The organism is Pseudomonas sp. FME51 (assembly GCF_014897305.1).
In genome coordinates this window covers 66,480-81,087 of record NZ_JABUYN010000003.1, presented here as the reverse complement: position 1 = coordinate 81,087, position 14,608 = coordinate 66,480, and the positions used below count along the sequence as shown (strand labels likewise).

General features: G+C 60.2%; 9 protein-coding genes and 1 tRNA gene. 5 read left to right on the top strand and 5 right to left on the bottom strand.

From position 1 onward, the window contains the following. Positions 1-19: 19 nt before the first annotated feature. The 4 genes from INT39_RS06970 (at position 20) to INT39_RS06955 (ending at position 7,540) form a co-directional block, all read left to right on the top strand. Positions 20-1,432 carry a hypothetical protein gene (locus INT39_RS06970; protein ID WP_193073179.1) on the top strand — a complete coding sequence of 471 codons (1,413 nt, stop codon included), beginning with the start codon at positions 20-22 and terminating at the stop codon, positions 1,430-1,432. Positions 1,433-1,598: 166 nt separating this feature from the next. After that, positions 1,599-3,092: an efflux transporter outer membrane subunit gene (locus tag INT39_RS06965; RefSeq protein ID WP_193073176.1), complete on the top strand. Its 1,494-nt coding sequence runs from the start codon at positions 1,599-1,601 to the stop codon at positions 3,090-3,092. Then, complete coding sequence (locus INT39_RS06960) at positions 3,093-4,301, top strand: efflux RND transporter periplasmic adaptor subunit (protein WP_193073173.1); 1,209 nt, start codon at positions 3,093-3,095, stop codon at positions 4,299-4,301. Beyond that, positions 4,298-7,540, top strand: coding sequence for an efflux RND transporter permease subunit (locus INT39_RS06955; RefSeq protein ID WP_193073169.1), 3,243 nt, complete (start codon positions 4,298-4,300; stop codon positions 7,538-7,540). Before INT39_RS06960 ends, INT39_RS06955 begins: the two co-directional genes overlap by 4 nt. A 46-nt stretch (positions 7,541-7,586) precedes the next feature. On the opposite strand, the gene INT39_RS06950 is transcribed toward INT39_RS06955, so the two are convergent. Further along, positions 7,587-7,895 carry an AzlD family protein gene (locus tag INT39_RS06950; RefSeq protein WP_193073166.1) on the bottom strand — a complete coding sequence of 103 codons (309 nt, stop codon included), beginning with the start codon at positions 7,893-7,895 and terminating at the stop codon, positions 7,587-7,589. After that, the gene (locus tag INT39_RS06945; RefSeq protein WP_193073163.1) at positions 7,892-8,602 is read right to left on the bottom strand and encodes an AzlC family ABC transporter permease; all 711 of its coding nucleotides are present in this window, start codon (positions 8,600-8,602) and stop codon (positions 7,892-7,894) included. Before INT39_RS06945 ends, INT39_RS06950 begins: the two co-directional genes overlap by 4 nt. Before the next feature lie 116 nt (positions 8,603-8,718). Here INT39_RS06945 and INT39_RS06940 point away from each other — a divergent pair, with 116 nt between their 5' ends. Beyond that, positions 8,719-9,894: an MFS transporter gene (locus INT39_RS06940; RefSeq protein ID WP_193073161.1), complete on the top strand. Its 1,176-nt coding sequence runs from the start codon at positions 8,719-8,721 to the stop codon at positions 9,892-9,894. Between the two features lie 46 nt (positions 9,895-9,940). Here INT39_RS06940 and INT39_RS06935 read toward each other — a convergent pair. From INT39_RS06935 to rpoD, 3 genes are all read right to left on the bottom strand, one after another. Beyond that, a tRNA-Ile gene (locus INT39_RS06935) sits at positions 9,941-10,017 on the bottom strand. A gap of 113 nt (positions 10,018-10,130) precedes the next feature. Next, entirely contained in the window at positions 10,131-12,512 is a 2,382-nt protein-coding gene (locus tag INT39_RS06930) for a penicillin acylase family protein (RefSeq protein WP_226944604.1), read from the bottom strand. Positions 12,513-12,686: 174 nt separating this feature from the next. Next, a complete protein-coding gene (gene rpoD / locus INT39_RS06925; RefSeq protein ID WP_193073160.1) occupies positions 12,687-14,540 on the bottom strand; it encodes an RNA polymerase sigma factor RpoD in 1,854 nt (617 codons plus the stop codon). Positions 14,541-14,608: the final 68 nt, after the last annotated feature.

The window sequence follows — 14,608 nt, the reverse complement described above, 5'->3', positions numbered from 1 at the left end:
AAACAGTAAGGGAGTGATCGTGTTCTCGCTGAAACGCAAGGGTGATTACCGTCTGCAGTTGACCCGCACACTCAAGAAGCCGGGTCGCTACAAGGTCGAACTGTATCTGTTCACTCCCCACGAGAGCAATTTTGCTGCCTGGACAATGTCCGAGCAGCAGTTCTACCTCACCTCCATGTTGCACCGCTTTGGTCTGCTGGGCCTGCCAGCCCAGGAGCGGGCCAGCAAGGAAGACAGTTCCTTCGCGCTGTTGTCGCCCCATTACGAAATCACCTACGGCTCATGGTTGTTCCGCTACAAGGCCTCCATGGATCGACTGCGCCAGCAGCTGCAGAGCACCGGTGTTGCCACCGCCGAGCCCATCACGCGGGCCTTGCGCCTGAGTGAGACCTATGCCCAGCGCCTGCGCCGAACGGTGCCGGAGCCGAGCAGTCAGCAGCGTTATTTCCGGCAAATGGATATCTACTTCTCCTGGTATGCCGAGCAGTTCCTGTTGGAATGCATGACCTTGGAGGGCTATTCAGAGCTGGATGCGGAGTTGCGTGAGACGATCGAAGAGTTTCTGCTCGAGGAATACCGGATCCGCAAGGAGCGCGAATACCTGGCCGACTTCCACGGCAAGCCGACCCGGATATGGAACCGCATGAGCCTGTATCACCGGCTGCTGGAATACCCTGTGCTGCTGCGCTCGAAGCTCACTGAGCTGGGCTCGGGCACTCGCAAGCTGGTCAAGGCCGCGACCACCACCTTGATCATGGGGCTGTTTACCTACGTCTTGTTCAACGCCCGTAGCGCCAGTCAGCTGTCCATCACCCTGTTGCTGGGGATTGCTATGGTCTATGGCGTCCGCGATCTGCTGCGTGATGATCTGATCACCCTGGTCACTCGCTGGTTACGCAAGGGCAGGGCGCGCTGGAAGAGCCGTCTGCTGATGCCCTACACCAAGCAGCTGATGGCGCAGCAACTGATCTGGCTGGATTACTACAAGTTGGCTGACCTGCCCCGCGATGTGCTGGAGCGCTCCGGCAAATGGGCCAATGAAGAGCGGCACATCATCTGCTATCGCACCCACCTGCTGCTGGACAAGGCGGCACTGGAGCAGAATGAGATTCAAGAGCGAGTGAATCTGGACTGCGAGCAATTGTGCGAATTGATAGAACCTACACGCAACCGCTTGTTTACGCTTGCCGGCGACGGTGCGCCTTTTTCCGCAGTGGAAGGCCACGCCATCGAAAAGCAGCATGACTACAACCTGCTGCTGGTGTTCTCCGAGCCGGGCCAGCAACACTCAACCGCCCAGCGTTGGCGCTTGCGGCTGGGCACCAATGGCATAGTCCACTGCGAAAGCAAGAAGCTGGACTGGCCAACGCCAGAGGAGCAGCAGAAATCCGGCTGGCGACACCGGTTTGTTGCGTGGTTGCAGCGTGACTGAACAGTACTGCCCGGAATTTTCCCACCGGGCGGTGTCTTGAGTGTGCTCGCCAAGTGATAATGCCGCAGCGGATCGATGACCTGTGTGCAGGGTAGCCAGCCCGGTGTGGGTTGGTTTGGCTGGGCTAGAATGAATGACGCATTCTGAAGCCAGAAAAGGACGGTGAATGAATTTCAGCTTTTACAGATTGCTCCCCTGCATTGCTATGGTCGCTGCAGTTCTGACCAGCGCCTGTAGTGTTGCGCCACCCGCTGAGCCGGAGTTACCCTTCGCGCTGCCAGAGAATTTCAGCGCTACTCTCACCAGTGGCTATACACCGGTAGAACGCTGGTGGCGAGACTTCGGTGACGAGCAACTGGATGGCTTTGTCGAAACGGCGCTGGTGCGCAATCCAGGTGTGGCTCAGGCGTTAGCCCGGGCTCAGGTCGCAGAGGCGCGCATCCGGCTGAACCGCGCTGATCAGCTACCCCAGGCGGGAGTAGGGCTCAACAGCGCCCGCCAACGCCAGAACATGAGCGCCATGGCCGGACCATTGGGAGAGCTGGCCGATGACATGTCCTTCATCAGCAATAATCACAACGCCGCCTTGGATGTCAGCTGGGAGCTGGATCTGTGGGGGCGACTGTCGGCACTCAGCTCGGCTGCCCGCGCGGAATTCCTGGCCAGTGCCGAGCAGTTGCGCGGCGCCCGGCAATCGGTCGCGGCTCAGGTGGTGCAACTCTATTACGAAATCGTTCATGCGCGCGCTCAAGTAGAGCTGTCCGAGCGCACCGTTGAGGCGCTGGCGGAAATGTCCCGGCAGATTGGCAATCGGTCGCAGGTGGGTATTGCCTCGCCGGCGGATGCCATGCTGGCCCAGGCTAACTTGGGCTCAGCCGAGGCGGGACTGGAGCAGCGTCGGGAGGCGCTGGCACGCACCCTGCGCCAGCTCGATGTGCTGCTCGGCTATTACCCCACGGGCACCCTGCAGACGGCCGACACCTTACCCAGCGTGCCGGCAGCCCCGGCGGCAGGTGTTCCTGCGCAGCTGCTGGAGCGGCGACCGGATGTACGCGCTGCAGAATTGGCCTTGTTGGCCGCCGGCTACCAACTGGGCGCAGCCGAGCGTTCCTTTTTACCCTCCTTGTCACTGAGCGGCTCGGCCGGCTATGCCAGCGGTGAGCTGTCTGGCCTGTTCGATAGCAGTAATCTCGTATGGTCAATTGCCGGACAGATCATGCAGCCGGTATTCCAGGGTGGGCGCCTGGTAGCCCAGGTGGATATTGCCGAAGGTCAGCAGGACGAAGCCTTGTACGCTTATGTCGAGACGGCGCTGAATGCATTGGCCGAGGTGGAAAGCATGCTGGCGGTGGATACCGTTCTGGCGAGGCGCGAATCCAACCTGGATGCTTCTGCCAGTGCTGCCGAAGAGGCAGTGCACATGTCCTATAACCGCTATCAGCAGGGGATAGACCCCTTCCTCAATGTACTGGAAAGCCAGCAGCGCGCCCTGGATGGCCGCAGCGCCCATATCACTGCCCGCCATGCGCGCATCGAAAACCGCATTACCCTGCATCTGGCCCTGGGTGGCGGCTTCGAGCCTGTCTCGCCTGGGGTGCTTGCAGTGACGCCCGTGGCTGCCGGCAGCTTATCCACCAACCCACCAGAAGAGCGCAGATAAATGAACAAGACTCGACTGAGCGCCATCGGCATGGCCCTGTTGTTCGGCCTGCTGGGTTGTGGCGGCTCGGAGGAACCGGACCAGCAGCAGGACGCTGAGCCCAACGCCGCAGCCCAGCAGGATAGCGGTGCCCAGGTGGTCAGCGTCAAGGTGGTACCGGTGGAGCACCGCAACCTGCAGGCCTGGGTTTACAGTCAGGGTACCGCCCGTTCCCGGCAGCGTGAATTTCTTACCTTCACCCAGCAGGGCGTGGTGTCCCATGTGGATGAGGAACTGCGGATCGGCAGCCCGGTCAAGGCAGGGCAACTGATCGCTCATCAGGCACCGGAGCGGGTGCAGGCGGATTTGCAGGCGGCCAGGGCGGCACTGGCCGAAGCCGAAGCCAACCTCTCACTGGCCAAGGTAACCCGCAAGCGCTACCAAACGCTGATCGAACAGCGCTCAGCTTCGCAGCAGGAACTGGACCAGGCCGTGGTGCAGGTAGAGCAGGCCACCGCCGCCCGGGACAACAGCCGTGCGCAACTGGCGCAGGCGCAGTTGAGTGTCGATGAGTCGCGCCTGATATCGCCCATTGACGGGGTATTGGCACGGCTGAATATCGAGAAGGGCCGCTACTTCATGCCCAGCATAGTGCAGACCAACACTGAGCAGAACGCGCTGCGCACGGTGCCGGTGCTGGTGATCGATCCGAACCGCTTCGAAGTGCGGGTGGATCTGCCATCCTACGATTTTCGCCAGGTCGAGAACGGTGCTCGAGTGATGATCGGGGGTGAGCCACCCTTGGATGGGCGTGATGTCGATCCGTTGATCGGCGAGGATCGGGTGGCCGGCAAGGTGCATGCGATCAGCCCGTCCCTTGATCCGGAAACCCGCACCTTCGAGGTCATCGTGCACACCGAAGGCGATACCCCCCGGTTGCAGGATGGCGAGTTCGTCGCGGTTTGGATCGCCCTGCCAGCGTTGCAGGACAATCTGGCCGTCCCCTTGGAAGCGCTGCGCTTTCGCAATGATCAGGCCTTTCTCTTCGTGGTGGACAGCGACAGCGGCCGGGTCCATGAGCGCCGGGTTGAGCTGGGCCAACAGGCCGGCGCCTACCGTGCCGTCATTGACGGGGTAGAGGAGGACGAACTGGTGGTGACCGATGGGCGTGCGGCGCTCTACGATGGGCAGCGGGTGAGGATCCTGCAAGCCGGTGGGGATCCTGAATGAGCACCGCCAAGGATCCGGATGACAGCCTGCCGGCCGATGCCCGGCAAGAAAGCGATGAGGTGCGCTCAGCTCACCCGCTGGCGCGGTTCTTCTTCCTGCAGCCGATCTTCGGTATTTTGCTGCTGATCACCCTGCTGCTCGGCGGGCTGATGGCCTATACCCAGCTGGTCAAGGAATCCCTGCCGGATCTGAATATTCCCCAGGCCACCATCACCACCGGCTGGCCCGGTGCCGACCCGCGCACCATCGAAGAGCAAGTCACCGATATCATCGAGGACGAAGTCACTACGCTGGAAGGGGTGCGCAAGGTCGACAGCGCCTCCTATGATTCCTTTTCGGTCATCTCTGTCGAATTTGATGCCTCCGCCGATCCGATTGACGCCATGACCCGGCTGCGTGCTGCGGTGGCCGATGCCGAGGCGGAGCTACCGGCGGACGTGGAGCGTCCGGCGATCGAGCAGGCATCGGTGGATGACCGGCCGATTCTCACCTTCACCCTGCATGGCGAAGCCGGCTCGGCGACCATGAACGACCAGGCCCGGCGCATCCGCGATGTATTGGAGCGGGTGACCGGTGTCCGGGAAGTGAGCATCGGCGGGGAGCGCGAAGAGATAGTGCAGATATTGCTGCGTCCCGAGCGCCTGCTGGCGTTGGGGTTGTCGCCATCAGTTGTGCGCAATGCCGTGCAGCAGGCCAACGTGGAGCAGCCGTTCGGCGAAATTCACAGCGACGATATCGGTGCCGTGGTGCGTCTGGAAGGGCGTTTCCGCGATGTTGACGATTTGCGGGCTCTGCCGGTGGCAAGGCTCAGCGGCCCCGGCGCCGATCGTCCGGTGCGTCTCGACGAAGTGGCATCGGTGCGCCGCATGCAGGAAACCGAAACTTCCCGCGCTTTCTTCAGTGCGAATGGTGAAGACTATGCCGCGTCGCTGGATATCTCGGTACGCAAGAGCCCCGGCGCCGATACGGTGAACCTGGTGGCGAGCCTGCACAGCGCATTGGCACAAATGCAGGAAGAGGGCGCTTGGCCGTCCGGCCTGGAATACAGCGTTATTCAGGATGAAGCGGACCAGATCATGGAGTCGCTGGCCGAGGTGTTTTTCAGTGCGCTGCAGACCATGGCGGTGGTCTTCATCATCCTGCTGCTGACCATTGCCTGGCGCGAGGCGATTCTCGCCGGCCTGTCGGTGCCGGTGACCTTTGCCGGAGTGCTGCTGATCATCCTGATCATGGGCTACTCGCTCAACGAACTGGTGGTCATCGGCATGGTGATCGCGCTGGTGATGATCGTTGATGTGTTCATCATTCTACTGGAAGGCCTGCACGACGAGATCTACAACGGCGGCAAGACCTTCGGTCAGGCGGTGCTGGCTACGGTCAAACGCTATGCCCTGCCGGCCTTTGCCGCACAGTTGACCACCATCCTGGCGCTGGCGCCGCTGATGTCGATCAGCGGTACCGTAGGGGAATTCATCCGAGTATTGCCGACCACCACCGTGGTCTGTCTGATCCTCTCGTTCATTGTCGCCATGCTATGCACTCTGCCGCTGGCCCGCGCCCTGCTGGGTAAGCAGCGCAAATCCGAGGATCCGCAGCGCCAGGGGCTGTCCGACCGTATAACCAGCCGGGCGGTCAGCGCCCTGGAAAGCTGGAATGCGCGCTGGGTGGTGCAGCACCGGCGTCAATCCTGGTTATGGGTGATCGCTGCCATCGCGCTGTTTGTATTTTCCATGTGGGCTTTCACCCAAGCGCGGATCGAGCTTTTCCCGCCAACAGACGGGGAGCGGCTGGGCATCAACATCGAGTTGCCGCCCACGGTGCAGCTGGAAAGCTCCCAGGCGGTAGCCGATGACATCGGCGCCATCCTGCGAAACAAACCGTATTTCGAGAATGTGGTGAAGCTGGTGGGCCTCAAGAGCCCCTTCGCCGCCGGCTCGATGGCTGCCAACCTGCAGCCCAGCGAGGCGGAAAACTTTATCGGCTTCTCCGCTACTTTCCTCCCGCTTGAAGAACGCGACGCTCCCTCCTATGAACTGGCCGATGAGCTGCGCCGTGAATTGTCTGCTTATCTGAATCAGCATGTCGCCGCCGCCCAGTTGCTGGTCGTGCCGGAATCCAGCAGCCCGAGCATGGGCGATCCGATCGAGATCCAGTTGATCGGTTCGGACATGGATGAGTTGCTGCGGTTGTCGCGCGAAGTGCAGACGCTGCTGGCCGGCACTCAGGGTGTAGTCGATGTGCGTGACAACATCGGTATGCTCAAGCCGCAGCTGGCGCTGCAGCCCGACCGCGAAGCCGCCAACTTCTTCGGCATTGATCACGGCGATCTGGCCTCGCAGCTGCGTATCGCCTTCAGCTCCGACGAAGTCGGTACCTTCGTCACCGCGGATGGCGATGACAATATCGATATCCGCCTGGGTACCGAATGGCCCAGCCGTCCCGGCGAGGCTGGCGGACCGCGCAGCACTGAGGAGCTGGCGCGGGTGCGCGCCTTCACCCAGGATGGCCGCTCGATTGCCATGCAACAGCTGCTCAAGCCCAACCAGTCCGAGTCAGCCATCGCCATCTCCCATGTTGGCGGCGAAAGGGCGTTGACCGTCATGGCCAAGAACGAAGGGCGCACCGTTGGCGAAGTTTTTGCCGAAGTCCAGCCGCAGCTGGATGAGATGCAGCGGCAATGGTCATCCGGTTACCGCGCCGTGATCGGGGGTGAAGCCGCGGACACCACGGAAACCTTCTCTTCAGCGCTGCTGGCACTGGTCGTCGCCGTGGTGTTGGTGGTTGGCGTGCTGGTCATCCTGTTCAGCAGTTTTCGCCAGGCCTTCATCATCTTTGCCACCATGCCGCTGGCTGTGATCGGCTCCGCCCTCGGCTTCTGGATGTTCGATATCACCTTCTCGTTTTTTGCGATGATTGGTCTGGTCTCGCTGATCGGTATTGCCATCAACAACGGCATCATCATGGTCGACACCATGAACAGTTTCCTGAAAGAAGGCATGAGCATCCCCGAAGCCGCCGCGGCGGGCTCCGCCCGGCGCCTGCGGCCACTGCTCACTACGGCCATCACCACCATCATTGGTCTGGTGCCGCTGGCAATCAGCAGTGCCTTCTATCGGCCGCTGACATTGGTGATCATCTTCGGCCTGATCTCGGTGTCGGTGCTGGCGCTGTTTGTGGTGCCGGCGTTGTATGTGTTGTTGACGCCGGCGGATGCGGGGGAGGGGAAGGTGTTGGATTGAGGTGCTGGACCGAAAGTGCCTGCCCATTCAGGGTTGAATCACAAATTCAGAACTGCCTGGAAACCGCAGCGACCAGAATACCGGCCGCAATAGCAGGTAAGGGTTTCTTCCATACCAGCATGATGATTGCTGTGGTCAGTAGTGCAAGGCGTGCGCTGGTATCCCCCTCTATGGCCATGGGCGTCAGCAGTGCCACCAGTACTGAACCGGACATGGCACTGATGAACTGTTTAACCCGGTAGCCGATGGGCACAAATGACATGATGAAGACGCCGCCCCAGCGGGTTGCCAAGGTGACGACAGCCATGATCAGTACGATGATCGGAGCGCCATAGCCTACCGTTTCGATATTCATTGGTGTTTCTCCATCCACACTGCACCCAGCACACCACCGGCCAGGGCGCCGACCACGACATGGCTGTTCTCAGGCAGGTACCAATAGGCGAGCAGGGCTGAGCAGGCTGCAACCGCCCAGATAATCAGCAATCGAAGACTTTTGTCACCACCGACCGCCATCGCCAACAGGAAACAGCCCATCACCATGTCCAACCCATACAGGGTCGGGTCCTGTATGGCGCCGCCGAAATAAATACCCAGCCAGGTACCGAAGATCCAGAATGACCAGAGTGCGAGACCGCCACCGAACAGAAGTCCGAAGCCGGGCTGCCCGCGGTGAAACGCCTGTACCGACATCACCCAATTGGCATCGGAAGCAACCAGCATGATGCCGTAGCGCTTTGCGGGTGATAGATAACGCAACCATGGGTAAAGGGAGGCGCCCATCAGCAGGTGACGGGCATTGATGGCGAGTACCGTAAGGGCCAGCGGGACTACAGGGATCTGCGCGCCCCACAACTCCAGCGCCGCGAACTGGGAGGCACCGGCGAACACCAGCGTACTCATGAACATGCTCAAGGAGGGCGATAAGTCGGTCTGAGTCGCCGCAAGCCCAAAGGCCGCGCCGAAAGCGATAACAAAAATAGCAATGGGGACAAGCTGCTTGAACCCTTCCCAGATATCCTGGCGATTGAACTCATGCAGATTTACTGTACTGTCGGGCATATTGCATTCTCACAGGTTGGCATCGGGATCTCTGCCGACGCTGTGCCAGGCGCGCACGCCTCCATATGGGACATGTTAATATACGCGCTCGCGTTTTGCCCTCCTGGAAATAACTCATGCCGATCTCCCCCCGGTACTCGCTGATTGCGGGGCTTGCCTTACTTATTGGCTTCAATCTTCGGCCGATCATGGCGGCTATCGGCCCGTTGCTGGACATTCTCCAGCAGGATCTGGGGCTCAGCAGCACCCAGGCGAGTCTATTGACCACCTTGCCGGTTTTCCTGATGGGCATTTGTGCTCTTGCCGGTCCGTGGCTGCAACGCTGGATAGGCGAGGTGAGAGGAATAGCACTCGGGATGCTGTTGATCACCCTGGCCAGCGCGGCGAGATTCGTTATTGACTCAGGCGCCTGGCTGATCGTTTCGGCGGCGATCGCCGGTGCCGGTATCGCGATGGTCCAGGCCTTGATGCCGGCCTGGCTGAAAAGAAACCACCCCGAGCGCGCGGGCTCGCTGATGGGCCTGTTTACCACCGGTATCATGGGGGGCGCGGTGATAGCAGCAGCCGGAGCAGCCCCTGCGGCGGCAATCGGCGGTTGGCGGCTGGTGCTGGGTGTCGCCCTGATTCCGGCCTTGCTCGCACTGATTGCCTGGATGCGCTATGCCGGCGGCCGGCAGCACACGGCGGACAGCGTTGTGTTGCCCTACCGCAGCTCGCGGGCCTGGTTCCTGCTGGCGTTCTTCGGCATTGGCACCAGCGCTTACACGCTGGTCCTGGCCTGGCTGCCGGCTTACTACATTGATCTGGGGCGCTCACCGGTCCACGCTGGCTACCTGCTCGGCGCGCTATCGGCGATGGAAGTGGTCGCTGGGTTGGCGGTGTCATCCATGGTGCATCGCTTCCCGGATCGCCGACCGCTGTTGACCTTCGTCATTCTGTTGATGCTGGCCGGGCTGGGCTGCCTGATCCTGGCGCCCATATCACTCATGCTGCCGGCTATCATCTTGCTCGGACTGGGTATCGGCGCACTCTTCCCATTGTCGCTGATCGTCACCTTGGATCATGCCGAATCCCCCGCCGAGGCCGGCGCGTTGCTGGCCTTCGTACAGGGCGGCGGTTACGCCATAGCCGCCTTGATGCCGCTGCTCGCAGGTGTCATCAGGGATGCCATGGCATCGCTGCAATGGGCATGGATCTGCATGGTGGTTGGTGGGCTGGTGGTGCTGGTGATGAGCTGGCGGCTGGGGAGGGCTGCTGGCCAGGCGAAGGCTGAGACTGTTGCTTCGCTGTAACGTAGAGGGTGCCTGCGCGGAGGGGGGCTGGCATGAGTGGAGAAAATGGTGGGCCCAGTAGGACTTGAACCTACGACCAATCGATTATGAGTCGACTGCTCTGACCAACTGAGCTATAGGCCCACTTATTTACAACAGTCGCGGATTATACGTACTGCGGTTGGCTCTGGCTAGGCTGCATTACAGTGGGTGTGGAAGATACAAGGCACCTGTGGTGCCTTGTATCTGGGTTGGTGCTATTCGCTGATATCGATGCTGGAGATGCGCTCCGCTTCGATCTGCTCCCTGGTAAAGGGCATACGATGCCAGTTCTTGTCCGCATAGGCTTCGGTGTAGTCGGCGTAATGCGGGCTCCCCGGATCGGTAGATTGGGAGTTGCTCAGGAAGGTATAGGCCCTCACCGGTTCCCCTTCGGGGAAGTCCACCACGTGCATATAGGTATTACGTAGCACGGTGAAATAGCCTTCTCCGCCCTCGCCCCCATATTGGGGAATCTGCTTGCCCGGTTTGAGGAAGAATTGCACATCACCCAGCTTGGCGTTCAGCGGGATATTGGCATCCACCAGTTCCGCAACGGCGCTGGAGAATGCGGCGCGAACGGCTTCCTGCACGCTGTTGTTGGTACTTAGTCCGGCTGGCGTGTTGACCGGATCGGTTGCATCGAAGGGAGTGGCATACAGGCTCAAACCTGGGGCCAGCTTTATGTTTGTCCAGAAGGCGGTCCAGATGTGGGCGCCGACCGCATCAATTTCACCGGTATTGTTCCAGCTGGCCAGAATCTGGCAGGCCTGCTGCTCGGTATCTGGTGCACCCGCATCGCAGACGCTGGCAAGCACATCGTCTTTCAGCAATTCAGCGCTGTAGACCCGGCTGTTGAGCACGATATCGCGGATATTCTCGCTGCTGGCCAAATGACCGTTCAAGCCGTCGGTACCTGTCAGTCGTTCCCTGACCAGTGTGTGGCCCATGCGCGTGCGCAAGGTCTGCTGGTAGTTCTCGCGGCCGATGATGCCATCGTAGCCGGTCAGCGGTTGCTCGGGATTGCTCAGCCAATAGCTGTCATTCATGTTGGCGACATAGTCGGTGGAGAACAGGCTGGGCAGTTTGCTGGGGCCGAACGCACCGGTTTGTTTTGAGTCCGGGTCCGTGCGCCAGTCGCATTCGCTACGAGTGCCGTCCAACAGCGGCAGGCCCGGCACCAGCTGAATGACGATGGGGCCAAGACCCGGAGCCAGACAGTCGGCCAACATGCTGTCGGGTACGTTGGGCACGGCGGTGATGTCGGAATAGAGTGCTCGGTCATCGTCGCGGCCGATAGCCGTGGTGTTGACCCATGGAATACCGACGTACTGTCTGGTTATGTCATAGAAGTCAGCCAGCGACTCTGCCTGGTTCCAGGCGAAGAAGTTCTCGAAGGATCGGGTATTTTCGAGGTTGATATCGCGTAGGGTGAAGGCGGCCTGCTCGCTCCAGCCCGGCAGGCCCATGCCTGCCAGGTTGATCATCGGACCGTAGACCGAGCGATATAGCGTCCGCGAGGCGGGAGTCAGGGAGCCATCGGCTTGCTTGACCTGGACGGTTATCTCGGTGGCCTCCAGCGCTTTCTCCTGGCCATCCTGGAGGTAGCGTGTGGGGTCGCCATTTGCCAGCTGTAACTGATAAAGGGTGAAGCGATAGGCGGTGGAGACGGTATGCGCCCAGGCAATATTGTCATTGAAGCCCATCTGGATCATGGGTGAGCCCATGATGGAGGCGCCGGAGATGTCCAGTTTGCCCGGAACGGTCATGTGCACCTGATAGAAACGGTCGATGCCCAGGTGATACCAATGGGGATTGGCAAACAGCAGGCTTTCACCGGATTCGGTAACGTCGCTGCCAAAGGCGAAGGTATTACTGCCGATACCCTCCTTGCGGCCCAGCTTGAAGCGCTCCGGATCGATGTTCAGTTCCTGCGGTGCGCTGCGGCTGCGCATTGTGGCCGCGCCGATGGCTGGCGGCTGCGCGCTGGTGATTTCTTCTACCCAGTTAGCGCTGCTGGCGGCCAGGTTAAGCCCGACGAGGCGGCGCATGAGATCGTCTTCAGTTACCGTCATCAGCCATTCCTGGTTGCGGCAGTCGGCATGACGACCGGCATGCTCGCCGCCCTGTATTTCAGTTACATAACGGTTGTAACCGGCGGTGAAGCCGTGCAGAAGGTCACGTACGTCCTCAGATTGCTCATCTTTGAATTTCTCAACCTGCTGGTCATCGACGACAAAGCGGAAGAAGAAATCCGCTTCCAGATTGGGAGGCGAGCCAAAGGTGCTCATCGGCGAGGCGGGTGCATCCGGGCCGAAATAACGTGAGCGCTCGCCACGGAAGGTGAGAAAGGCATCGGCCAGCACGCAGAGATTATCCTCCGCAATGGCGTAACCGTGTCCGTATCCTGCGCCTGCGAAATTGTCGGCGGTGATATGGGGGATGCCGTAGGTGGTGCGTTCGATGGTGGCCTTGTAACTGGCGGGAGGAGGACTATCGCTACCGCCGCCACTGCCACCGAACTTGCACGCACCCAGCATCAGAAAGGTACTGATCAATCCTAGCCGAGCGAGACTTCTACGCTGCATATACTGCTGCATATTCCTTTCCTCTTATTATTATTCGAACACCCATTTGGGGGTGCTGCCGAAGCAGAATAGGCGAGGATCGGAGCGCAGCATAGAGCGAAGCCGTAATTTCATGCGGCGGAGAGTGGAGCGATAGAAACAGAAACGCCCGGCAAGCCGGGCGTTTCTGTTGGTGCTGCGGTGTGCTTACTCGTCGAGGAAGCTGCGCAGGTGGTCGCTGCGGGTCGGGTGACGCAGCTTGCGCAGGGCCTTGGCTTCGATCTGACGGATCCGCTCCCGGGTGACGTCGAACTGCTTACCGACTTCTTCCAGGGTGTGATCGGTGTTCATGTCGATGCCGAAGCGCATCCGCAGTACCTTGGCTTCACGGGCAGTGAGGCCGGACAGTACGTCGCGAGTGGCTTCCTTGAGGCTTTCCACGGTGGCCGAGTCGATCGGCGATTCCATGGCGCCGTCCTCGATGAAATCACCCAGGTGCGAGTCTTCGTCGTCACCGATGGGGGTTTCCATGGAGATCGGTTCCTTGGCGATCTTCAATACCTTGCGGATCTTGTCCTCGGGCATTTCCATACGCTCACCAAGCTCTTCGGGCGTAGGTTCGCGACCCATTTCCTGCAGCATCTGACGGGAGATGCGGTTGAGCTTGTTGATGGTCTCGATCATGTGCACCGGAATACGGATGGTGCGCGCCTGGTCAGCGATCGAGCGGGTGATGGCCTGCCGGATCCACCAGGTGGCATAGGTCGAGAATTTGTAGCCACGACGGTATTCGAACTTGTCCACCGCCTTCATCAGGCCGATGTTGCCTTCCTGGATCAGGTCGAGGAACTGCAGGCCGCGGTTGGTGTACTTCTTGGCGATCGAGATAACCAGGCGCAGGTTGGCCTCGACCATTTCCTTCTTGGCGCGACGAGCACGGGCTTCACCGATCGACATGCGACGGTTGATGTCCTTGATCTCGGCAATCGTCAGCTGAGCGTCCTGCTCGAGCGCAACGAGTTTCTTCTGCGCGCGGATGACGTCTGCCTTGACTGCTTCCAGGCCTTCGGCATAGCGCGGCTTGGCGGCCAGCAGGTCGTCGACCCACTGTTCATTGGTTTCGTTGCCAGGGAAGCTGCGCAGGAAGTCGGCACGCGGCATGCGAGCATCACGAACGCACAATTGCATGATGGCGCGTTCCTGGGCGCGGACGCTGTCCTGGGTGCTGCGGACACGAACGACCAGTGCTTCATACTGCTTGGGCACCAGCTTGATCGGCATGAACAGCAGCGCCAGCGCTTCCAGCTCGGCAATGACTTCCGGGCTGTTGCGGGCATGCTTCTTCAGTACCTTGCGGACTTTCTGCAGCTGATCATTGACGGCACCAAAGCGCTGACGGGCGAGTTCCGGATCTGGGCCGCCATCGCCTTCTTCCTCTTCTTCGGTGTCGTCTTCTTCTTCGTTCTCGTCGTCAGACTTTTTGTCATTCTTCGCCTTGGCCGTTTCGCCGGGCACAATGGCGTTGTCAGTGCCGGACATGCCGTCATCATCAGGGTCGATATAACCGCTGAAGATGTCCGTCAGGCGACCACCTTCTTCAGTGATGCGCTGGTAGTCGGTGATGATGCCTTCGACGGTGCCGGGGAACATGGAGATCGCCGACATGACTTCGCGGATGCCTTCCTCGATGCGTTTGGCGATTTCGATTTCGCCTTCGCGGGTCAGCAGCTCGACGGTACCCATTTCGCGCATGTACATGCGCACCGGGTCGGTTGTCCGGCCGATGTCGCTTTCCACGGCGGCCAGAGCAGCGGCTGCTTCTTCAGCAGCGGCTTCATCGGCGTCGTTGTCGGCCAGCAGAAGAGCATCGGCATCGGGTGCAGTCTCAAAGACCGTGATTCCCATGTCGTTGATCATGCGAATGATGTCTTCAACCTGTTCCGGATCTGAGATATCCTCAGGCAGATGGTCGTTGACTTCCGCGTAGGTCAAGTAGCCTTGCTCGCGACCGCGGGCAATGAGCTCTTTGAGACGGGATTGCTGTTGCGCTTTTCCGGACATAACAACCCTATGTGGATGCCTAGGTGTACAAAAAGTAAGCTGCGGATTATACCCTGAGATCAGGGTGT